Source organism: Wujia sp. (assembly GCF_056872695.1).
This window is the reverse complement of record NZ_DBMFCD010000008.1, coordinates 125,909-149,023: the sequence shown is the minus strand read 5'-3', so window position 1 is coordinate 149,023 and position 23,115 is coordinate 125,909. Positions and strand designations below refer to the sequence as shown.

Sequence of the window (23,115 nt, the reverse complement as noted above, 5' to 3'; positions counted from 1 at the left end):
ATTCTGCTTGCATACTGTATTGGAAATTATGTGGAAGAGGATATGCATGGTTTTGGCATGCAGCTTATGTTGAAGAGCCGGAGCCGTGTGTTATGGTGGAGTTCGAAATGCATCTGCTGTGTCTGCATCAACCTGTTTTATTTTCTGCTGCTCTATGGCATGACATACGGATATGCGTGGATTTCGACTGGTAATATGTCGATGTCTGGTCAGCAGATTGCGCTATCTCTTTACTATGGAGAGGAGGTAGCGAATACGTCGATGCCAGAGCTTATTCGGATGACGGTGCTTCTTCCGGTGCTGGCGGGTATCGTGCAGTCGATGATACAGCTTCTGTTATCCCTCTATATGAATAGTGCAGCGGTAATGAGCGTGATTACATTCATTCTGGTGCTGTCAGCGTATTATGGAAATCACTTTTTGGTGCATGGATATGCGATGGTGTGCAGGTATTATTCTGACAGTCTGTATCCGCAGGATGAGGTGCTTACAACCGCGTTTGGGATTCCATATCTCATTTGCCTGATTGTGGGATTGGTCGGATGTGGATATGGAATCATACGAAAGCGGAATATTATTTGAATGCGAGCGGAATCTGGTCAGATATCAGATCTCCCGGAAGATGCCGAGCTGTGGCGGATATTCCGTAAAGGTGAAAAATGCAGCGGTCAAGAGAAGCAGGATGGCGGAAGAAAGTATGAGCTTTTCTGCTTTGCCGTTGCAGTAGACATCATTTTCGACAAAGAGGGCGAAGATAACGCCTGCAAAATATAGTGCAATATTGATCCAGTCGTAGTTCTTGCCGAGGATACCATTCAGTGTATAGAAGACTGCGACGATGAAGATCATGCCGGACAAGATGCCGAGGGTGCGTGCCCAAAGGTAATTTGCCGGCATTTTTTCGTGGAAGAAGAACAGCTCGACCAACGTGAGCAGGAGCATCGGGAAGAAGAGCAGCTTCAGATGCTCCCATGTGGATTCGTTGACGGCAGAGAACAGCCCGACGATGCGGTTTTGATCCGACCATTCATAGGTGAAATGCAGCAGCACTCCGAGGATGGAGATAAATAGAAAGCGGATGGCGTTGGTTTTGAATTTCATGTTGGTTTGTCCTTTCTTGGGTTAGTTGGTTCATGCAGATATGCATATAGTTTATGGATTTTTTGGAAATTTATACTATGTCCTGAGAAAGTATATGCGTGGATTGGGAGAATATTTAAAAAAAGAAGATTTGCTCCAATGAGTGAAATTGTGGGAGCGGGTAAATTGGAGCAGAAGTGCCTGATATCGGAAGGTTACTCCAAGAGGAAGAAAGAGGAAAGCAAGCGAGTGGGAGCAGAAGCTGGCAAAACCGGAAGATTACTCCAAGAGGAAGAAAGGGGAAAGCAAGCGGGTTGGAGCAGAAGTGGGTTAAACCGGAAGATTACTCCAAGTGGAAGGAAAAGGAAAGCAAGCGGGTTGGAGTAAAAGTGTGCAAAACCGGAAGATTACTCCAAGTTGAAGGAAAAGGAAAGCAAGCGGGTTGGAGCAGAAGTGAGTTAAACCGGAAGATTGCTCCAAGTTGAAGGAAAAGGAAAGCAAGCGGGTTGGAGCAGAAGTGAGTTAAACCGGAAGATTACTCCAAGTGGAAGGAAGAGGAAAGCAAGCGGGTTGGAGCAGATGTGTGCAAAACAGCAAGATTGCTCCAAATATAAAAAAGAGGAAAGAAAAACATGGTTGAAACAAGGAAAAAGCATATGTATAATAGGGATGCTTAGCAAGAAACAGAGACAGATAAGAACAACATAGAATATCTGATTTCTGTCGAAAAATAAAACAAGAACAACAGGAGAAAAATCATGCGAATTGTAATACAGCGTGTTAATCACGCGTCCGTAAAAGTAGATGGAGAGACAATCGGAAGCATCGGCAAGGGCTATCTGCTTCTGCTCGGTGTGGCAGAGGGAGATACAAAGGAGATGGTTGACCGCTATGTGAAGAAGCTTTCAACCCTCCGGATCTTTGCGGATGAAGAGGGCAAGACGAACCTGTCAATTACCGATGTAGGCGGAGAGGTGCTGGTCGTATCCCAGTTCACATTATATGCGGACTGCAAGAAAGGAAACCGACCAAGCTTTGTGAAGGCGGGTGCGCCGGACTTTGCAGAGGAAATGTATGAGTATTTCAAGGCAAAATGCGTAGAGACGTTCGGGAAAGTAGAATGCGGAAGCTTCGGTGCTGATATGAAGGTGGAGCTGGAGAATGATGGCCCATTCACAATCTTGTGGGACAGCGAGGAATGGTAGAACATGAAACAAGACAGCCAGATGTTTGGCACAGAGAAAATCAGTAAAATACTATGGAAGATGGCACCGCCTGTGATGCTGGCGCAGTTGATACAGGCACTTTATAACATTGTGGACAGCTTCTTTGTCGGGCGGTATTCCGAGAGCGGACTGACCGCGCTATCCATCATCTATCCAATCCAGCTTCTGATGATCGCATTTGCGGTGGGAACCGGCGTTGGTATCAATACGTGTATGGCGCATTACTTAGGCTTGTCCGAGGATGAAAAGGCAGACGAAATCGGTGGGATCGGCACGCCACTTACTTTGTTTATGTGGGCAGTATTCGTCGTGTTCTGTTATTTCTTCATGCCCGCATATGCGAAGATGTCGACGGATTCCGCAGAAGTAATCAAAGAGGTTGTGATGTATGGACGGATTGTATGCGTCTTTTCTTTTGGACTTTTTCTGGAGAGTATCTGGACGAAGATTCTGCAGGCAAACGGCGATATGAAGACGCCGATGATCGCGCAGATTGCAGGTGCGGTTACAAACATCGTACTCGATCCGCTTCTGATCTTCGGTATGTTTGGATTGCCGAAGATGGGAATCGCAGGTGCTGCGGCAGCAACCGTCGTTGGTCAGATCGTGGCGGCGCTGATTGTCATGCGCAGAGGATTCCGGAAGTCACCGGCGATATCTGTATATCTGCCGGATATCCGCAAGATTTATAAGATGGGAATCCCGAACATCCTGATGCAGTCTGCGTACACGTTCTATATATTCGGACTCAATATGGTACTTGCAACCTTCTCTGATCAGGCGGTGACGGTACTCGGACTTTATTACAAATGGCAGGCGTTTTTCTTCATCCCGCTTGGTGCGATGCAGACCTGTATCGTGCCGATCTTAAGCTATAATTATGCAACGATGAAGATTGATCGCTGCAAGAAGACGTTGTCATTGGCACTTATATATGGAGTATCCCTGATGATGATTGGTGTGCTTTGCTTTGAACTGATGCCGGGGCAGATGCTGCATGTATTCTCACATGACGCAGAAGTGATCCGTATTGGGAAGGTGGCGTTCCGTATCATTGCGGTGAGCTTTATTCCGCTTGTGACATCATTGACATTTCCGGTGTTCTTTCAGGCAGTTGGAAAAGCGTTTACAAGCAGTATGCTTACAGTGATAAGAACGGTATTTTTGTTTGTGCCGCTTGGGTATGCATTTTCAAGAATCGGGCTAAACTTCTTCTGGCTGACGTTTCCGGTTACGGATAGTATTACGTCGATTGCCGGATTTTTGCTGTACCGCCGATTCCTAAGATTCACCAAAAGTTCATAGAATTTGCGTTGTTTCAGCAAATCTCCTGTGCTATCATATGTAAGAAATTGGAAAGCATATTGAGGTATTGAAAATACGAAAAAGTATATTGCAATCTGGTTCTGTATGTGTAATTCCTGCAACTATGTTTGGGATATGCATATGTTTGAGGCTTAGAAGTTCTTAATGTTCTGGATAATAACAGCAATGTTTGAACACGATGTTCAAACAAGCCGCCACTGAGCCATGGATGGCGAGCGGAGGGCGCATATGAATCGTAGATTCATATTTAGGATGCGCCCGACAATCTGCCGACGAGCGAAGCGAGGGGGCAATACCCGGGCGGCGGTTGCGTACGATGATAGTATTGTATAACAGAACATTTAGAACTCCTTGGCCTCAATACATCGCATATGCAAACATAGTTGCAGGCATATACTATACAGAATCAGATTGCAGGATGCAACAAGGGTATTTTCAAAAAGGAGAAGATTATGGGACTTACGCAGCAACAAGTACAGGAACGGATCGATCAGGGACTGACGAACGAAACCGACCTGTCTACCGATAAAACAACGAAGGAGATTATCGTCTCCAATACATTCACATATTTTAACCTGATCTTTTTGATCATTACGGTCTTACTCTGTCTGGTCGGTTCTTTCCGGAACCTGACCTTCCTGCCGATCGTCATCGGCAATACATTGATTGGAATTATACAGGAGATCCGCGCGAAGCGGACACTGGACAAGATGAATTTGCTGAATGCACCGCACGCCATCGTCGTGCGGGACGGCGTGAAGCAGAAGATTGAAACCGAACAGCTTGTACAGGATGATGAGATCATCTTGGAGGCGGGCAACCAGATCTGCGCAGATGCAGTCGTTGTGGAAGGAAGCGTGCAGGTCAATGAATCGCTGCTTACCGGAGAAGCGGACGAGGTAGAGAAAAGTCCCGGCGACGAACTCTTCTCAGGAAGCTTTGTCGTATCCGGACAATGCCATGCCGAACTCACACACGTTGGAAATGAATCCTATATCGCGAAGCTCTCACAGGAAGCAAAGACGATGGGAAGCGGCGAGCAGTCTGAGATGATCCGCTCGATCAACCAGATCGTCAAATGGGTCGGTATCGTGATCATCCCAATCGGACTTCTGCTGTTTTATCAGAGCCATTTTATCAATCACGAGACAATTCGGCGGAGTGTGACAGCGACGGTTGCCGCGATTATCGGTATGATTCCGGAGGGATTATATTTACTTACGACAATCGCGCTGGCACTCAGCACCATGAAGCTTGCCAGCCGGAAGGTGCTGCTGCATGATATGAAGAGCATCGAAGCACTTGCGCGTGTCGATGTGCTGTGTGTGGATAAGACCGGTACGATCACTGAGCCGACGATGAATGTCAAGCAGATCATATGCAGTAAGAACGGGAAGAATCTGCTGCACACGCCGGAGGAATTGCAGGAATTACTTGTGGATTATACCCTTGCATCGAACGACAACAATGCGACGATGCAGGCCCTCCGGACATTTGCCGGAAATGAGAGTGTGGCACCAAGCCGGACCGTTGTGGAACGGTATCCTTTTTCTTCGACAACGAAATATGGAGCAATCGTATTTACCGAGGGAACGTATATATTAGGGGCGCCGGAATTTGTCATGGGTGATGCGTATGCAACCGTGGAAAAAGAAATTTCAACCTTCACAAAAACCGGTGACCGTGTCCTGATTTTTGCGAAATATGCAGGAACCGACTTAAAGCATGGACTTACCGAAGAAGTGATTCTGCTTGGATTTGTCGTGCTTGCGAACCCGATCCGGGCAAATGCGAAGCAGACCTTCGAATATTTTAACGATCAGGGCGTGGCAATCAAGGTCATCTCCGGAGATAATCCGGGAACAGTTTCTGAGGTTGCGCTGCAGGCAGGAATCCTGGGTGCAGAGAATTACGTGGATGCGACCACACTTGATACAGCGGCGAAGCTTAGGGATGCGGTGGAACAGTACACTGTCTTTGGACGTGTGACACCGAAGCAGAAACAGAAGCTTGTGAAGGCATTGCAGATAAAAGGACATACAGTTGCGATGACCGGCGATGGTGTCAATGATATCTTAGCGATGAAGGATGCAGACTGCAGCGTGGCGATGGCATCGGGAAGTGAGGCAGCAGCGCAGGCAGCACAGGTTGTATTGCTGGATTCGGATTTTGCCCATATGCCGGATGTTGTGTATGAAGGAAGGCGTGTCGTTAATAACGTACAGCGATCGGCGAGTTTGTTTCTTGTAAAGAATATATTTTCCCTGTTGATGGCAGTATTCTCGATGGTTTTGATGATCACATATCCGCTTGAACCGGCACAGGTGTCTTTGATCAGCATGTTTACAATCGGCGCACCGGGATTTCTGCTTGCTTTAGAGCCGAACAAGAATCGGATTGAAGGCAGGTTTATCACGAACGTACTTTTAAAAGCACTGCCGGGCGGTCTGACCGATGTGATTGCAGTCGGAGCCCTTGTTATGCTTGGATCGGTATTCGGACTACCGGATGCGAGTGTGGCGACAGCCGCAACACTGGTTTTGTCGGTTGTTGGATTTATGATTTTATTTAAGATCAGCGAACCGCTCAATAAGATGAAGTACGGCGTAATCTTTCTGAATATATTTGGACTTGTATTCTCCGGAATTTTCCTGAAGAAGCTGTTCGCATTAAGTGATATGTCAAACCGGTGTATATTGCTGATGGTTGTGTTTGGATTTGCAGCAGAATCCCTGTTTCGGTATCTCACGTTGATTGCGGAGAAGTTACGGGCGTATTATGAGAAAAAACGTCGGTACACAGGGTACAAACAAAAGCGCAGACTTCGCAGATAATGAAGTAAAGAAATGATAAGAAAAAAGAGAAATCTGGATACATGAGGAATTCCCTCACAGACCGGATTTCTCTTGTTTTATTTTATAGTATCAAATGATTATAATGCCATAAGATATGAATCGTGACATATTACATGGCTGCAACTCTGGCATCAATATAGCGGATCAGTTCTTCTGCAGAAGCCTTTAAGCCAAGGCGGCTTGTGTTGATACAGAGATCGTAGTAGCGGGAATCCCCCCATTTCCCAGAGGAAAATGAGTTGTGATACTGCTTTCTGCTTTTATCATGACGTTTCATCTTTGTAAGTGCTTCATCAGCGGATACATGCTTGACTTCCATAATTCGCTGCTGCTTCACATCAGTGTCTCCAACTAAGAAAATCGAAATCAATCCATCGTTATCCTGCAGGATGTTCTCGGCGCATCGGCCAAGTACTACAAAGGATTCGCCGTTTTCTGCTTTTTCTTTCAGAAAATTAAACTGCATTTCTGCAACAATCTTTTCTACAGAATTCGACTGTCCCAAAACCGTTCTTGTTATAAATGGATTCGCTGGTTTTTCATCATATTTCTTATAGACGTCATACGAATTTCCTGTTTCCTTGGATAATTCATCCAGAATATTTCTGTCATAGAGAGAAATGTTGTAATGTTTTGCAAGCATTTCCGCAATCACGTGTCCGCCACTTCCATATTCTCGTCCGATCGAAATAATGACTTGTTTGTTCATAATGATACGCTCCCTTCTGTCGTGAAATGTGTCTGCCTTTCGCGTCTTCTATTTATAATTATACATAAGAAGGATGGAAAAAGTCAATGTATGTAAGCAGGAAAAATGGGAAAAACTGTATCTGTTAAGAAGTATAAAAACAGGGAGAAACAGACAATGAAAAAAACAAGTGAATTTACACCGACAGCCTTTATTTTAGGAATTTTACTTGCTGTCGTGTTTGGCGGTGCGAATGCTTATCTGGGACTGCGTGTTGGTATGACCGTATCGGCATCTATTCCGGCGGCTGTAATTTCGATGGGGATTGTACGGCTGTTGTTAAAAAGGGATTCAATTCTGGAAAATAACATGGTGCAGACAATCGGCTCCGCCGGAGAATCGCTGGCAGCAGGTGCGATCTTCACGCTTCCGGCACTGTTTATGTGGGCGAAGGAGCATGGCACGGCGATGCCGTCTTTTTTTACGATTGCAATGCTTGCCATAAGTGGTGGCTTGCTTGGTGTGCTTTTCATGGTGCCGCTTCGCCATGCGCTGATTGTAGAAGAACATGACCGTCTGCCATACCCGGAGGGAACGGCATGTTCGAAGGTGCTTCTTGCAGGAGAAGAGGGCGGTGCGAAAGCAAAGAAGGTATTAAAAGGATTGTTTGCGGCAGCCATTTATAAATTTTTAGCAGATGGATTGAAGCTGTTTCCAAGTGAAGTCGATTTTGAAAGCCGGAGGCTGCGCGGGGCAGGCTTCGGTATTGACGTACTCCCGGCATTGGTTGGCGTTGGATATATCTGTGGTGCGCGCGTTTCCTCATATCTGTTAAGCGGGGCGGTACTTGGCTGGCTTGTGCTGATGCCGGCGTTCGTGCTGGTTGGTGGGGATAATATTCTCTTTCCGGCAACAAAGGCAATTAAGACATTATCGACATGGGAACTGTGGGGAAGCTATATCCGTTATATTGGAGCCGGGGCAGTTGCAGCAGGTGGAATCATCAGTCTGATAAAGACGCTGCCGCTGATCGTGACGACTTTCCGCAAGGCAGTGCGAGGTTATGGAAGTGTGGGAAAGGAGCAGACAGAGCGTGATATTCCAATGCGGTATGTGATTATTGGAATCGTGACAATCCTGTTGTTTCTGTGCGTGATGCCACAGATCCGGCTGTCTGTACCGATGGCGCTTTTTATTGCAGTGTTTGGATTCTTTTTTGCAACTGTCAGTGCACGGATGGTTGGTCTTGTCGGCTCTTCGAATAACCCGGTATCCGGTATGGCGATTGCGACATTGCTGCTTGCCTCCTTCGTCCTGAAATTAACCGGTCAGACCGGACTAAAGGGGATGACGGTTGCAATCTCAATGGGAACGGTAATCTGTATTGTTGCAGCGATGGCAGGAGATACATCGCAGGACTTAAAAACCGGTTTTATCGTCGGGGCAACACCATGGAAGCAGCAGGTCGGAGAACTGATCGGAGCCGTTGTATCCGGACTTGCAATCGGAGGTGTATTGTATCTGTTACAGGCAGCATGGAGTTTTGGTGATCCGGAGCTCCCGGCACCACAGGCGACATTGATGAAGCTTGTTGTAGAAGGGGTGATGGGTGATTATCTCCCATGGGGGCTGATTTTGATTGGTGTGTTTATCGCAGTTGCGGTCGAAATCGTCGGGATTCCGGTACTTCCTTTTTCTATCGGATTGTACCTGCCGATTCATTTGTCTACTGCCATTATGGTTGGAGGTCTGTTGCGCCAGTTTTATGAGCGGAAGAAGAATGAGGCATACGTGCAGGATGGAATTTTATTTTCCTCTGGTCTGATTGCAGGGGAAGGCTTGATCGGTATCTTGCTTGCAGTGACTGCCGTGCTTGGTGTGAGTGCAAAACTTGATTTATCCGGACGTGGAATCAGTCTGGGATCGGCCGGGAGTCTGGCGGCATTTTTGATTCTGCTTGTCATAATGATCTGCGTGATTAAAAAACAGGAAAAATTGGAAATTGACAGTTGACATCTGAAAATGGAATGCTATAATAAATGCAAACATATGAATAAATGTTCATATGATATTAAATGATAAAGGAGATACGAAGATGAAGAAGACTTATAAGATTGATGTTGATTGTGCAAACTGTGCAAATAAGATGGAGGACGCTGCGAAGAATACAGCCGGTGTCAAGGACGCAACGGTAAACTTTATGGCACTCAAGATGATTGTAGAGTTTGAAGAAGGTGCAGATGCGAAGGCAGTTATGAAGGACGTTCTGAAGAACTGTAAGAAGGTTGAGGATGACTGCGAGATCTTCCTGTAAATGCCTGCATAGGCAGCAGGTGCAGGATGTAAGATAATTTGCAGGTATAGGAGATCGGTACAGGATGTAAGACCGTCCTCCGGCATAGGATACCTGTGTGATGACAGCAGAAACCTGACAGAAATCGAGAGCTGAGAGTCAAAGTTAAGATTTGGAGTAGATAGGAAGTGACGGCTATGACGAAGAAACAGAAGAAAGTGTTAATCCGGATTATCATTGCAGCAGTATTGGTGATCGTACTGCAGTTTGTTCCGGTAGAAGGATACGTGCGGTTCGGACTGTATATGATTCCGTATCTGGTTATTGGATATGATATCCTGAAGAAGGCGGGGAAGGGAATCTTAAACCGGCAGATTTTTGATGAGAATTTCCTGATGGCAGTTGCCACCATCGGTGCAATCGCACTCGGGGATTACAAGGAAGGCACTGCAGTTATGCTCTTCTATCAGATTGGAGAACTGTTTCAAAGCTATGCCGTTGGCAAGAGCCGCCGGAACATCAGTGAACTGATGGATATCCGCCCGGATTATGCGAATGTAGAGAAGGACGGACAGTTAGAGCAGGTCGATCCGGATGAGATTGAGATCGGTACGGTTATCGTCGTACAGCCGGGTGAGAAGGTGCCAATCGATGGTGTCGTTGTCGAGGGAACTTCATCCTTAAATACAAGTGCGCTGACGGGCGAGAGTGTACCACGCGAAGTAAGTGTGGATGATGAGATCATCAGTGGATGTATCAACATGACCGGTCTTTTAAAAATCCGTACAACGAAGGAATTCGGTGAGTCGACGGTATCGAAGATTTTGGAACTGGTGGAGAATGCGAGCTCGAGAAAATCACGCTCCGAGAACTTTATCTCGAAATTTGCGAAGGTTTATACCCCTGCAGTCTGCTATGGCGCTTTGGCACTTGCTATTTTACCGCCGATCGTGCGGATGGTATTTATGGGGCTGGCACCGGAATGGGGCGACTGGGTATACCGTGCCCTGACATTCCTGGTAATCAGTTGTCCATGTGCGCTGGTAATCAGTATCCCGCTCAGCTTCTTTGCAGGTATCGGCGGCGCAAGTCGGGAAGGTGTCCTTGTCAAGGGATCAAGCTTCTTAGAGACATTGTCGCAGACGAAGATCGTCGTATTCGATAAGACCGGTACGATGACGAAGGGTGTGTTTGAGGTAAATGGTATCCATCACAGCCCGTATAAGGATGAGGAGTTGCTCGAATATGCAGCCCTTGCAGAAAGCTATTCCACCCATCCGATCAGTAAGAGCTTACAGCGTGCTTATGGCAAGCCGATTGATAAGAACCGCGTCAGTGACGTGGAGGAGATCGGTGGCCATGGCTTGACTGCGAAGGTGGATGGAAAGGTCGTTGCAGCCGGAAATGCAAAGCTCATGAAGAAGCTTGGTATCGAGTATCACGACTGCAGCCATGTCGGAACCATTGTGCATGTGGCAATCGACGGCAGATACGCCGGACATATCCTGATCTCCGATGTGATTAAGGAGCATGCCGCAGAGGCAATCGCCGCACTGAAGAAGTCCGGTATTGAGAAGACGGTTATGCTGACAGGCGATGCGAAGAATGTGGCAGAACATGTAGCCGCACAGCTTGGCATCGACGAAGTATGCAGTGAACTGCTTCCGGGCGATAAGGTAGAAAAGGTCGAAGAACTCTTGACGAAAAAGTCGGAAAAGGATAAACTTGCATTTGTAGGTGACGGCATCAACGATGCACCGGTTCTCTCGCGTGCCGATATCGGTATTGCGATGGGTGCACTTGGGTCGGACGCGGCGATTGAAGCTGCCGACATCGTATTGATGGACGACGATCCACTGAAGATCTCGAAGGCAATCCGGATCTCAAGAAAATGTCTTCGTATCGTATATGAGAATATTTATTTCGCGATTGGTATTAAAGTAATCTGTCTGGTACTCGGCGCACTTGGTATTGCAAATATGTGGTTTGCCATTTTTGCAGATGTCGGAGTTATGATCCTGGCAGTGTTAAATGCAATCCGTACATTGTTTGTAAAGAAACTTTAGTGTGAAAAGAGGATACTATGGCACATACACAGAAAATGATAGAATGTTGTGAGAGTCACGAGGTGCACAAGGATCTGCTGAAGATTGTGAATGAGAAGCTGCCAAGTGAGACAGAATTGTATGACTTGGCAGAGCTCTTCAAGGTGTTCGGCGATTCGACGAGAATACGGATTTTGTTCGTATTATTCGAGGCAGAGGTGTGCGTGTGTGATCTGGCTGAGGCACTTGGTATGACGCAGTCTGCAATCTCACATCAGCTTCGTATCTTGAAGCAGAATAAACTGGTGAAGAACCGAAGAGAAGGAAAATCCATTTTCTATTCTCTGGCGGATGAGCATGTCCGCACAATCATCGCACAGGGGTGCGAGCATATCGAAGAAGATTAAAGTTGTTTCATTTCGTTCTGACGCACAAGGGTTCGTCCCGCGTGGAAAGGCGAGTAACAAAAGAGGGTACTATGGATAAGCGAATTTCCGTAATCAGTATTATCGTGTATGAGAGAGAACAGGCGGCAAAGGTAAATGCAGTCCTGCATGAATATGCGGACTATATTATTGGTCGTATGGGATTGCCGTATGAGAAAAAAGGTGTCTCTATCATATCCGTCGTTATGGATGCGCCCATGTCTTGTACCAGTGCGCTTTCCGGCAAATTAGGGATGATCGATGGTGTGACAGCGAAATGCAACACAGCTAAGATCTAAAATATATCTAACTAAAATTTAAAGGAGAGCAAATCTATGAACGAGATGAGACGAAATGCAAAGAAGAGACCGGCAGTGAAGAAAGTATTTGCTTTGTTGCTGGCTCTTTCTATGTGCTGCGCGTTTTTGGCAGGGTGTGGCAAGAAGGCGGAGACGGACAATGTAACCGTCCGTGTCGGCGCGATGTCCGGACCGACGGCGATGGGTATGGTAAAGCTGATGAAGGATGCCGAGGATGGCGCGGCGAAGAATGCGTATGAATTTGCAGAGCTTTCGACCGATCCGTCGACCTTTGTGGCACCGCTTACAAAGGGAGATATCGACATTGCAGCGGTTCCTTCCAATCTGGCTTCGGTTATTTATAACAATACTGACGGCGGGGTACAGGTTCTGGCAGTGAATACATTAGGCGTATTAAACATCGTGGAGCGCGGAGACAGCGTACAGAGCATCAAGGATCTGGCAGGCAAGAAGCTGTATGCAACCGGACAGGGTGCAACACCAGAGTACACACTGCGTCATATCCTGAAGGAAAACGGCATTGATCCGGACAGCGGTCTTACGATCCAGTGGTGTGCGGATACAACTGAAGCATTGTCTTATATTGCAAAGGATTCCGAAGCAATCGCCATGCTGCCACAGCCATTTGCGACAGCCGCAATGGGACAGGTTGACGGCTTGCGTGTCGCAATCGACTTAAATGATGCGTGGGCAGAAATCGAAGATTGTGATATCGTGACTGGTGTGGTTGTTGCCCGGACAGACTTCGTGAAGGAGCATCCGCAGGCGGTTGAGACATTCCTCTCAGAGTATGAGGCTTCCGTTGCTTATACAAATGACAATGCAGCCGATGCGGCAGAGCTGATTGCCGGATATGGTATCGTGGCGAAGGCACCGCTCGCGGAAAAGGCAATTCCAAAATGTCATATCACCTTCTTAAAGGGACAGGAAATGAAGGACAGTGTAAGCGGATATCTGCAGATTCTGTTCGACGAGAACCCACAGGCAGTTGGCGGTACGATTCCAGCCGATGATTTTTATTATGGATTATAAATATGAACTATAAAGAAGGATTAAAGAAAGTGGGTGCAACGTTGCTTGCACTCACTTTTTGGGAAATTGCAGCACTTCTCATCCACCAGCGGATTCTGCTTGTGACACCGGTTGCGGTTGCAAAAAGGCTTTGCACGATCTGGCAGGTGGAGGGCTTTGCGCGTGCGATATGGTTTTCGTTCTATCATATTGCAGGCGGTTTTTTGCTTGGGTTGATTCTTGGCTGTCTGCTTGCTTATCTGGCAGCAAAACACCCGGTTGTCGAGACTCTGCTTTGGCCGTGGATGGCGACAATCAAGAGTGTGCCGGTGGCATCGTTCGTCGTGATCTGTCTGATCTGGCTTTCCGCACGGAATCTGTCCGTGTTCATATCATTTCTGATCGTAATTCCGATCATATACCAGAATGTCTTAGAAGGACTGCGTGCAGAAAACCGCAAGATGCAGGAGGTCGCAACAGTCTTTCGGCTACCTTGGTGCAAACGCTTCCGCTATATCGAGCTGCCGAAGCTTCGCCCGTTTTTGCTCTCCGCCTGCCGTGTGACAACCGGTATGGCATGGAAGGCAGGCATCGCGGCAGAGATCATCGGCGTGCCGAATGGCTCGATCGGCAAGATGCTTTATACAGCAAAAATATACCTTGATACCGACGACCTGCTTGCGTGGACGGTGATCATTGTGGTAATCAGCGTGGTGGCGGAGAAGGTATTTCTGGCAGGGCTGAAAAAGCTGTTACAGTAAAAAGCTCATCAGATTATAGTTGACAGCCAGTGCTGTATTCGATAAAATTATTGAGACAGGGAGTATCAAATAAAATATGAGCAAATCAGAAAGACAAATGGAAAAAGAAGCGGAACGGAATCAGAAGATATTAGATGCGGCGTTTCGTATATTCGTGGAGAAGAAGATTGAGGCGGTCAGCATGGCTGAGATTGCGGAAGCAGCCGGTGTCGGACGGGCAACACTCTTCCGATGTTATGCAAGTAAGCTGGAGCTTGTGATTGCGGTCTGTGCGGCACGTTGGAAAGCGTATCTGGATGTGCTGGATGTGAATCGGCCGATTTCATCAATTGGCGATATACCTGCCATCGATCGGTTTGTTTTCACATTGGACAGTTATATAGACATGTATCAGAATCATAAGGATCTGTTGCAATATAACGATAACTTCAACCATTATGTCACACATGAGAGCGTTGACAGCCATATGCTTACAGAGTTTCATGCATCACTTGGTTCGGCAAACACGCGGTTTCATATGATGTACGAAAAGGCGAAAGAAGATGGCACCTTTCGTACCGATATTCCAGAGGGTGAGTTCTTACGGGCAACGATACAATCGATGATGGCAACCTGTGCGTATTATGCTGGCGATTTTATCTGGGGAGCTAAGGACAATAAGGATTATACGCCGGAGTTGTTGCTGCAGAAAGAAATGATATTAAACTTTGTAAAGAAGTAGAGAGGGAATGGTGATGCGAGGATGAGAGGATGGATAAAAAGAGCAAAACGGTATATGGCAGTGATCTTGGCAGGGGTTATACTTGTTTCTATGATCAATGTAACGGGATTGGAATCATATGCGGGGCAGGCAATCGTTGCCGGAGACTTTACGTATATAAATAACGGAGATGGAACTGGAAGTATTAACAGCTACACCGGAAGAGATACAGAAGTGGTAATACCGGAAACGATTAATGGATCGCGTATCACGGAAATAGGGGAAATGGCTTTTAAAAGACATGCCGGTTTAACAAGTGTTGTGATACCATCAAATGTAACAAAGATAGGATTAGGTGCATTTCAAGAATGCAGTAGCTTGACAAGCATTAACATACCATCGAACGTTACGTATATAGGGAATTCTGCATTTTTAGGATGCAGCAGTTTAACAAATGTTACGATTCCTGAGAGTGTAACAGATATAAAAGGTGGTGCGTTCTCAGGATGCAGCAGTTTAACAAGTATTAACATACCTTCCGGTATAACATACATGCACCAAAATATGTTTAAAGGCTGTAGCAGCATATCGAGTATTGAGATACCATCAGGTGTAACGACGGTTGGAGTTGGCGTATTTAAAGACTGTAGCAGTTTAACAAGTGTTGAGATACCATCGAGTGTGACTTACCTGGGTAACTGGGCCTTTCAGGGCTGTAGTAATCTTACAAGTATCAAGATACCATCCAGCGTGACGAAAATAGAAGAGGGTGTATTTGAAGGATGCGATAAGCTTGTTATTTTTTGTGAAACCGGTTCCTGTGCGCAAAAATATGCTGAAACCAATAATATTTCCTGTAGACCATTAGAACAATGGGGACAGGAGTGTACACATGATAATACCGAACTGCGGGATGTGACGGAAGCAGGCTGCGTTACTGAGGGGTACACGGGAAATACTTATTGCACTGCTTGTGGACGGCGTATCAGTGAGGGAAAAGTTGTGCCGGCACTTGATCATTGTTATACAGGAGCGGTTACAAAAGAACCAACACTTCGAACAGAAGGAGAAAAGATGTATACCTGTACCAGATGTAATCATACATATACGGAAGTGATGGCAAGGCTGACAACGCCAGAAACCGACTTTAAGTATCAGGAAAAAACGGATGGAACCATTGTTGTCACAGGATATAAAGCAGATAATACAGATATGGTGGTGATACCGGGTACGATTAATGGAAAGAAAGTGACCAGTATAGGAGATTCTGCATTTTTCGGTCATTCTGAATTAACAAGTGTTGAGATACCATCGGGCGTGACCAGCATAGGGAAGAGTGTATTTGAAAATTGTGCTAACTTGAAAAGTGTCAATATTCCGGCAAGTGTGACGGAGATAGGAAACAGGGCGTTTACGTATTGTAATAGCATAACAAGCATTGAGATACCGTTGGGCGTGACGAGTATAGGGAATAATGTGTTTGATCATTGTGTTAATTTGACAAGCGTCAGTATTCCGGCATCTGTGACAAAGATAGGATATGAAGCCTTTATAAATTGTAGCAGCTTAACAAGTATTGAGATACCATCGAGTGTGGTAAGCATAGATGAAAGGGCATTTATATCATGTAGCAAATTGAAAGGTATTAAGATACCATCGAGTGTAACGAGCATAGGTAATAAAGCATTTGCACAATGTGAAAAGCTTGTCATTTGCTGTGAAGAAAATTCTGCTGCAAGACAATATGCTATGGATAATAAAATTCCATACAAGTCCTTTGAAGCGTGGGAACAGTTAATATGTGTTCATGATAATATGAGCATGTGCGAGCGTGTGGAAGCAACCTGCAACAAAACGGGAAATAAGGAATATTGGATTTGCAAAGGGTGTGGGAAAATGTTCCTTGATGAAAATGCTGATACAGAAACTGATAGTATTCCGGTCCTGGAAGCATTAGGACATGAATACAATCTTTGTGCCACACCGTCAGACGATGGAACATCAGGTTCAGTAGTATTTACCTGTAAAAGAGAAAACTGTAAAGAAAACGATACCGGACATTGTGAAACTGTCACAATCACAGCACCGGATAAAGCAACGTTGGTGTTTGATGGTAATACAAAGGAGGCAACAGTAAGCTGTTCTTCAAAGAATGTGCCTGAAAATACTCCAGAGATTGTTTATACCGGTAAGAACCTGACAAATGGGAAGCCTGTCAATGCGGGAACTTATACAGCGTCTATTACAATAGGAACTGGTGCAGATGCAGTATCTGCAAGTGTAACGTATGAGATTGCACAGATAGAGCTTACAGTAACAGGGGCAACTGCAAAGGATAGACCATATGACAGTGTATCGGATAAGGTCGATATTTCCGCTGTGTCAATATCCGGTGTAAGAGACGGTGAAGATGTTGCTGTTGATTTAACCGGATTACAGGGAACACTAGGCAGTGTAAAAGCAGGAAGTTACACGGAAGTGACATTGCCGGAGCTTACACTTACGGGAAAGGATGCGGCAAACTATAAACTTGTACTACCATCTGGAACAGTAACGTTATCAGATAGTGTGACCATCAGTAAAAAGGATGCTCAGATTACAGGGAATACAATAAAAAGAAAATATCTGTTCCTTCGTAAGAATAAGGAAGCGATTAACTTAAAAGACCTGCTTCCGGAAGATTGTGAAAATGTAACCTATGGGAATCCTGCTATATCCGGAGATATAACATATAGTGTTGCGCCAAAGATAGAGGATGGGGTACTTACATATACGGTTGATAAAGGAACGGTAGGAAATGCAGGAACGATTCAGGTTCAGGTAGTTACAGATAATTATACAGATATAACGATTACCATACATACAGAATTGATGGATCAGATACCGACAGTATTACAATCCGGAACAACAATCCAATTGAAAAAATCTGTGCTGACATACGGGGAAACTATTTCAAAACTGGAATTTAGTGATGCTTTATTTGTGGACAAGGATGGAAAGAGAGTTGCGGGAACGCTTGCATGGAAGAATCCGGATAGCATGCCGGATACTGGAACAACGAGTGCGGCATGGATATTTACGCCGGACAGGGAAGAATATGCACCAGCGGAAGGTGAAATAACCATCAAGGTACAGAGAGCAAATCCGCAGGTAATAGAATTGCCGACAACTGCAGATCGGATCTATGATGCATCAAATACGCTTGTGGACAGCATACTTACAGGCGGAAAAGTAACAGGTGTGGACGGAAATGTGCTTGCGGGTACTTGGAGTTGGAAGAATATGGAAGAAGTTCCGGCAGTTGGCAATCATGGATACACTGCAGTATTCACACCGGAAGATACCGCGAATTATGAGATTGTGGAAACAAAGATAACGATTAAGGTAAATGAAGCACCGGTTGAGCCGACGCCGGACCCAGGTACAACACCGACACCGGACCCAGGTACGACACCGACACCAGATCCGGGAGCAACGGTGACAGCCGACGGTGTATATGTGGTAAGTCACACACGTAATCAGATTGTGGTAGGTCTGGTAACGAACAGATCACAGGATGTGGATGTAGAATATCGTTGGCTTGTATGTGATACTTCCGTAGATGCGGAAAGCTGGACAGAGATACAGGGCTGGACGAAAAACAATGAATGGCTGGATTGGAAGCCTGGCAAGGCAGGGGATTATGTCATCGTTGGACAGGCGCGTGTTGCAGGAAATGAAAACAGCCTGACCCAGAGTGCAATCGGAATTCAGCATCATCAGGAGATCAAGGGCAAATGTCAGATGCCATACACCGGAGAAGGCGGCGGATATCTGATGGGGTTTGAGACATTTGATAATCCGGATGCCGGATATACATATGAGATGCTTGTGTTGGATTGTACGCTGTTGGCGCAGGGGAAAGATGCGTGGATCTGGACAACTGGAAGATGCCAGATTTCAGGAAATGCATTCTGGGCAGTTTGGCAGCCACAATATGGATATTATTGGACGCTGTTTCGTGTATACGATAAAAATGGAACTCTGCTCGATCAGGAGTGTTATCCATTTGTAAATGCATATTAGATAGAGATCGGTGTTGCGATGAAAAACCGCGAACGCGTCACACCGGTCACAGAACGATTCTTTTCTTATTTACATTTTATGGAGAATACGGATGCAGGACATTAGAATAACAAATATATCGAAAGCGTATGGTGATAAGCAGGTGCTAAACCGTATCTCGAAAGAGTTCCCGTCGGGAGAGACGACCGTGATCATGGGCGCGTCCGGCTGTGGCAAGACAACCCTGCTTCGGATTCTGCTCGGATTAGAAATGCCGGATAACGGTGAAGTGATTGGAATGCCGGAGAAGGCTGCCGTATTATTTCAGGAAGACCGGTTGTGTGAGGATGCTTCTGCCTATGAGAATATCGCCCTTGTGCTGGAACGAAAAAGAACGCGCGCACAAAAGGATGCACAGAAGCATCATGTAGAACAGGAAGCGGCGCAGGTGGGTATTACGGCGGAAGACTTAAAGCAGAATGTCATGGAATTAAGTGGTGGCATGCGGCGTAGGATTGCCTTGCTCCGGGCGTTGTTGTACGAGGCAGATTGCGTGATCTTAGATGAACCCTTCAAAGGATTGGACGCCGCGACGAAGCAGATCGTGATGCAGTATGTGAAGGAAAAGGTCGCGGGCAGGACGACATTTCTTGTGACACATGATCAGGCAGAAGCCGATTTTTTCGGTGGGAATATCTGGAAGCTTTCGCAAGAAAAATCGTGAGTAAAATTTTACTAAAAAAAGAGACGTAAATGATAGACGTCTCTTTTCTTATGTGGAAAAATACGATATAATTGTAGTGTGCGTGATTGTGCGCAATATGCTGTCGCAGAGATTGTCAGACAGATATAAAAACAAGAAACTAAAATAAGAATTTTAATAAAAAGGAGTGTTGAAATGAAGATTAATTATGTAGGAAATCAGGGCGATTTTACTATGGAGAATCCAGAGATGCTTAGTTATCTTTATTTTCCAATCGCAAATGAATCAGGGGTTATGAGTTCGGTTGCACCCGATCTTGCAGGTGACTCAAAGATGAGCCAGAATTCTTTTCTGATGCCACCGGTGAGCTGTGAGAATCTGCACAATGACAAGTCATCCAGAAACGTATGGTGCAAGATCAACGGGAAGACACTCTGGTCCTTGACCGGACGTTCCGCTGCCCAGCAGGCAGAACTTTTTACAGAGGACAAGGAGCCGACCTATTTGGAGGCAGGCTTTATGCATCACAAGATCACACGTACGTCTGAGAGAAACGGGGTGAAGGCATCTCTTTCCAGCGTATCCCCGATCAGCGGTGAGAAGCTCGAACTTCTGAAGGTAGAGCTTACAAATATTTCAGAGAAAGAAATGACAATGCAGGTCGTAACTGCGATTCCGCTTTACGCAAGATCTGCAGACAATATCCGTGACCATCGTCATGTAACGGCTCTGCTTCATCGTATCACAACGAATGAGACAGGCATCCTTGTAAAACCGACGATGACATTTGACGAGCGTGGACATAAGCGTAACGAAATCAACTATGGCGTATTCGGTGGAAATGAGAACGAGACACCGATCGGCTATTATCCAATCGTAGAGGATTTCATCGGTGAGGGTGGTAATCTGGAGAACCCACGTGCACTTTACAAGAACCCGCTTGCACCATATGCGAAGGGCGAAGGCATCGACGGCTACGAAGCATTGGGCGGTGTTGTATTCGCAGAGAAGAAGGTTGCTGCCGGTGAGACAATCTCCTATGTGATCGCAATGGGCTATGGCGACAGCGCAGAGGAGCTTACAACGGCTGCGAACAAGTTCCTGAGTGTCAAGGCATTTGACAAGGCATGGGACGAGACAATCGCATACTGGCAGGAGAAGGTCAATGTCTCTTATCACACAGGCAACAAGGATTTCGACCAGTGGATGAAGTGGGTAAGCTTCCAGCCGATGCTGCGTCGTATCTATGGATGTTCGTTCCTTCCACATCATGATTATGGTAAGGGCGGTCGTGGATGGCGTGACCTGTGGCAGGATTGTCTGGCACTTCTGATTATGAATCCGGATGGCGTGCGTCAGATGCTGATCGACAACTTCGGTGGTGTGCGTCTCGATGGTACAAACGCAACGATCATCGGAAGCAAGCAGGGCGAATTTATCGCTGACCGTAATGGTATCGCGCGTGTATGGATGGATCACGGCGTATGGCCATATCTTACGACGGAGCTTTATATCAATCAGACAGGAGATCTGGATATCCTGTTAGAAGAAAATACATATTTCAAGGATCTTCTGATCTGCCGTGGTGAGGACCGCGATACAGACTGGGATATCTCACAGGGCGAAAAGCAGAAGGATGCAGCAGGTAATGTATATTCCGGAACTTTGTTGGAGCATCTGCTGATCCAGAATCTGTCTTCGTTCTATGATGTTGGAGATCACAACGAGATCCGCCTGCGTGGTGCAGACTGGAATGATGCACTTGATATGGCTGCACAACGCGGCGAGAGTGTGGCATTTACAACGATGTACGCAGACAATATGGATCATATCGCAGGACTGCTTGCAGCATTTGAGGCATCTGGCAAAAAGACTGTGAAGATCGCAAAGGAGATGCAGCAGCTTCTCGTATCCGGTGCAGATCTGTATGAGGATGTAGCGAAGAAGCGTGAAGTTCTGATGAACTACTGCGAGACCTGTAGACATACACTTTCCGGCGAGAAGGTAGATATCTCCGTAGCAGAGCTTGCTGCAAACCTCAAGGAGAAGGCAGACTGGATGCGTGAGCATATCCGCAAGACCGAGTGGGTACAGACCGCGGAGGGCGATGGCTTCTTCAACGGTTATTATGATAATTCCGGCAAGGCAGTTGAGGGTGATGTAAACGGTGGCGTCCGTATGATGCTTACCTCACAGGTATTTACAATTATGTCGAAGACAGCAACCGACGAGCAGATCGCCGAGATCGTGAAGTCCGCAGACAAGTATCTGTATGATGCTTCTGTTGGTGGTTACCGTCTGAACACCGATTTCCATGAGGTAAAGATGGATCTTGGACGTATGTTTGGATTCGCGTATGGACATAAGGAAAATGGTGCCGTGTTCTGTCACATGGCAACGATGTTTGGAAATGCACTTTATCAAAGAGGCTTCGCGAAGGAAGCATATAAGGTATTTCATACATTATTTGAACACTGCAACGATGTTGAGAAGAGCCGCATCTATCCGGGTGTGCCGGAGTATGTCGATGCTAAGGGACGTGGCGTGTACCACTATCTGACCGGTGCTGCAAGCTGGCTGCTTGTGACTGTAATTACACAGATGTTTGGTGTGCGCGGACAGATGGGAAATCTGACATTCGTGCCACAGCTTCTGCCGGAGCAGTTCGATGCAAATGGAGAAGCAGGACTTTCTATGATCTTTGCAGACAGAAATGTCAAGATCGTTATGAAGAATGTAGAGAAGAAGGCACCAGCCGATTACAAGGTAAGTGCAATCACAATCGACGGAAATGCTTACGACTTTGTTGACACACCAGTGATCAAGCGTGCAGATATCGAAGCGCTTTCCAAGGATGCACAGCACACGATCGAAGTGACACTTGCATAGAAGGTAAAAATGACGCACGTGTTATTTGTTATTGATACTTTGTAGATGCGGTGATGAAACCACATATAAGTGGATTATAGTTTCATAGAATACCAATTTATACGCAGACCATTGGAACACGCCAGCACTTAACGAGCTGTGTCTGAAGAATGAAGACACAGGGAGTTTAGTGTCTGTTGCGTGTGGAAGTGAGCGAAAGCGAGTCTGTGTTGAATTGCGTATTCTATGGAACTATCAGATAGTGTAGAGGTTTCATCACCGGAACAGATAGAAAGGAAAAGAACATGGAAGGAATTGAAATTATAGATTTTCAGCCGGAAGGCTACAAACCACTTGTGGATTACGAAAGCTGGAGAGTCGCAGTCTTAAAGTTCTGCGACGATCTGCTGATCGAGAATGTAAAGACAATGCAGAAGCATTTATATACGGACGAGGTATTCGTACTGGTACAGGGACATTGCACATTGTTCCTTGCAGGCGAGGGCGACAAGCCGGGCAAGATTACAGCTGTACACATGGAACCACACAAGATCTACAACATCAAGAAGGGCACATGGCATAACCATATCATGGATACGGACGGCGAAGTTGTGATTGTAGAAAACCGCGACACCTGCGACGACAACTCCCCAATCCTGCCACTCGACGAAAAGCAATTGGTTGAATTGGCAAACGCAGCAAAGTAAAATTTGCAGTCAAAGATAAATCAGATTTATAAATAAAACAGGATAATTGAACAGCTATTTATG

The 23,115-nt window shown here is 46.1% G+C and carries 19 protein-coding genes; 17 read left to right on the top strand and 2 right to left on the bottom strand.

Translation table 11 applies throughout. The annotated features are described in order from the left end of the window. Positions 1-582, top strand: a 582-nt coding sequence (locus tag ACZQK9_RS09200; RefSeq protein ID WP_483270391.1) for a DUF2705 family protein, incomplete at its 5' end; no start/stop codon positions are given. 24 nt (positions 583-606) lie between these two features. Here ACZQK9_RS09200 and ACZQK9_RS09195 read toward each other — a convergent pair. Next, positions 607-1,101 (bottom strand): DUF6512 family protein, encoded by a 495-nt coding sequence (locus ACZQK9_RS09195; protein WP_483270390.1) that lies wholly within the window; start codon positions 1,099-1,101, stop codon positions 607-609. A 138-nt stretch (positions 1,102-1,239) separates the two neighbouring features. Between ACZQK9_RS09195 and ACZQK9_RS09190 the strand changes: the two genes are divergently transcribed. The 4 genes from ACZQK9_RS09190 to ACZQK9_RS09175 all read left to right on the top strand — a co-directional run bounded on the left by ACZQK9_RS09190 (position 1,240) and on the right by ACZQK9_RS09175 (position 6,466). Beyond that, positions 1,240-1,467 (top strand): hypothetical protein, encoded by a 228-nt coding sequence (locus ACZQK9_RS09190; RefSeq protein ID WP_483270389.1) that lies wholly within the window; start codon positions 1,240-1,242, stop codon positions 1,465-1,467. A 371-nt stretch (positions 1,468-1,838) separates the two neighbouring features. Further along, on the top strand, positions 1,839-2,285 hold the full coding sequence (gene dtd / locus ACZQK9_RS09185) for a D-aminoacyl-tRNA deacylase (RefSeq protein ID WP_195541343.1): 447 nt from the start codon (positions 1,839-1,841) through the stop codon (positions 2,283-2,285). Positions 2,286-2,288: 3 nt separating this feature from the next. Next, positions 2,289-3,611: an MATE family efflux transporter gene (locus ACZQK9_RS09180; RefSeq protein ID WP_483270388.1), complete on the top strand. Its 1,323-nt coding sequence runs from the start codon at positions 2,289-2,291 to the stop codon at positions 3,609-3,611. Between the two features lie 473 nt (positions 3,612-4,084). Further along, positions 4,085-6,466 carry a cation-translocating P-type ATPase gene (locus ACZQK9_RS09175; RefSeq protein WP_483270387.1) on the top strand — a complete coding sequence of 794 codons (2,382 nt, stop codon included), beginning with the start codon at positions 4,085-4,087 and terminating at the stop codon, positions 6,464-6,466. Positions 6,467-6,596: 130 nt separating this feature from the next. Here the strand turns inward: ACZQK9_RS09175 and ACZQK9_RS09170 are convergent, their stop codons facing one another. Beyond that, positions 6,597-7,196, bottom strand: a complete 600-nt coding sequence (locus ACZQK9_RS09170; protein WP_216507476.1) for a cytidylate kinase-like family protein — start codon at positions 7,194-7,196, stop codon at positions 6,597-6,599. A gap of 156 nt (positions 7,197-7,352) precedes the next feature. Between ACZQK9_RS09170 and ACZQK9_RS09165 the strand changes: the two genes are divergently transcribed. The 12 genes from ACZQK9_RS09165 (at position 7,353) to ACZQK9_RS09110 (ending at position 23,052) form a co-directional block, all read left to right on the top strand. Beyond that, positions 7,353-9,188: an OPT family oligopeptide transporter gene (locus ACZQK9_RS09165; protein ID WP_483270386.1), complete on the top strand. Its 1,836-nt coding sequence runs from the start codon at positions 7,353-7,355 to the stop codon at positions 9,186-9,188. Positions 9,189-9,270: 82 nt separating this feature from the next. Continuing rightward, positions 9,271-9,489: a cation transporter gene (locus tag ACZQK9_RS09160; protein WP_117780764.1), complete on the top strand. Its 219-nt coding sequence runs from the start codon at positions 9,271-9,273 to the stop codon at positions 9,487-9,489. A 176-nt stretch (positions 9,490-9,665) separates the two neighbouring features. Further along, entirely contained in the window at positions 9,666-11,534 is a 1,869-nt protein-coding gene (locus ACZQK9_RS09155) for a heavy metal translocating P-type ATPase (protein WP_483270385.1), read from the top strand. 17 nt (positions 11,535-11,551) lie between these two features. After that, on the top strand, positions 11,552-11,920 hold the full coding sequence (locus tag ACZQK9_RS09150; protein WP_177970046.1) for an ArsR/SmtB family transcription factor: 369 nt from the start codon (positions 11,552-11,554) through the stop codon (positions 11,918-11,920). Between the two features lie 71 nt (positions 11,921-11,991). Next, on the top strand, positions 11,992-12,237 hold the full coding sequence (locus ACZQK9_RS09145; protein ID WP_483270384.1) for a TM1266 family iron-only hydrogenase system putative regulator: 246 nt from the start codon (positions 11,992-11,994) through the stop codon (positions 12,235-12,237). Between the two features lie 36 nt (positions 12,238-12,273). Continuing rightward, positions 12,274-13,290: an ABC transporter substrate-binding protein gene (locus ACZQK9_RS09140; protein WP_483270383.1), complete on the top strand. Its 1,017-nt coding sequence runs from the start codon at positions 12,274-12,276 to the stop codon at positions 13,288-13,290. Positions 13,291-13,292: 2 nt separating this feature from the next. Next, on the top strand, positions 13,293-14,030 hold the full coding sequence (locus ACZQK9_RS09135; protein WP_483270382.1) for an ABC transporter permease: 738 nt from the start codon (positions 13,293-13,295) through the stop codon (positions 14,028-14,030). Positions 14,031-14,106: 76 nt separating this feature from the next. Next, positions 14,107-14,751 (top strand): TetR/AcrR family transcriptional regulator, encoded by a 645-nt coding sequence (locus tag ACZQK9_RS09130; RefSeq protein WP_216507480.1) that lies wholly within the window; start codon positions 14,107-14,109, stop codon positions 14,749-14,751. 21 nt (positions 14,752-14,772) lie between these two features. Beyond that, complete coding sequence (locus ACZQK9_RS09125) at positions 14,773-18,795, top strand: leucine-rich repeat protein (RefSeq protein WP_483270381.1); 4,023 nt, start codon at positions 14,773-14,775, stop codon at positions 18,793-18,795. 91 nt (positions 18,796-18,886) lie between these two features. Beyond that, positions 18,887-19,498, top strand: coding sequence for an ATP-binding cassette domain-containing protein (locus ACZQK9_RS09120; protein WP_483270380.1), 612 nt, complete (start codon positions 18,887-18,889; stop codon positions 19,496-19,498). Positions 19,499-19,672: 174 nt separating this feature from the next. After that, on the top strand, positions 19,673-22,366 hold the full coding sequence (locus ACZQK9_RS09115; RefSeq protein WP_483270379.1) for a GH36-type glycosyl hydrolase domain-containing protein: 2,694 nt from the start codon (positions 19,673-19,675) through the stop codon (positions 22,364-22,366). Between the two features lie 284 nt (positions 22,367-22,650). Continuing rightward, positions 22,651-23,052 (top strand): hypothetical protein, encoded by a 402-nt coding sequence (locus ACZQK9_RS09110; RefSeq protein ID WP_118373771.1) that lies wholly within the window; start codon positions 22,651-22,653, stop codon positions 23,050-23,052. The last annotated feature ends 63 nt before the right edge of the window (positions 23,053-23,115 follow it).